Origin of the sequence: Martinezella calliandrae (assembly GCF_030272695.1) — a bacterium.
Lineage (GTDB): Bacteria > Pseudomonadota > Alphaproteobacteria > Rhizobiales > Rhizobiaceae > Rhizobium > Rhizobium calliandrae.
In genome coordinates this window covers 1-277 of the sequence record NZ_JARFYN010000253.1, presented here as the reverse complement: position 1 = coordinate 277, position 277 = coordinate 1, and the positions used below count along the sequence as shown (strand labels likewise).

At 63.2% G+C, this 277-nt stretch carries 1 protein-coding gene; it reads right to left on the bottom strand.

What is annotated here, in order from left to right:
- A partial coding sequence (locus PY650_RS36985; protein WP_285885073.1) for a condensation domain-containing protein occupies nt 1-277 on the bottom strand: 277 nt, incomplete at both ends.

Genomic DNA, 277 nt, shown 5'->3' with positions numbered 1-277 from the left:
CGGTTCAGATCCTCCAGCAGGTAGGTCCGCTCGTCAGCCGGCAGGATGTCGATGCGGCCGATCGGCTGGCCTGCATCGGCAACCATCGCCCGCAGCAGCGTCAAAAGATAACCACGCTGCCGCGCGATCGTCGCTTCATCGAACAGCGCGCTCGCATAACCCAGCGTTCCGGTGATAACCTCGCCATGCTCGCAAAGGTTCAGTTCGAGATCGAACTTGACCTGATCGAACCCCTCCCCCGCAGCCTCGACGCTCAGCCCCGGCAGGTCGAAGGACC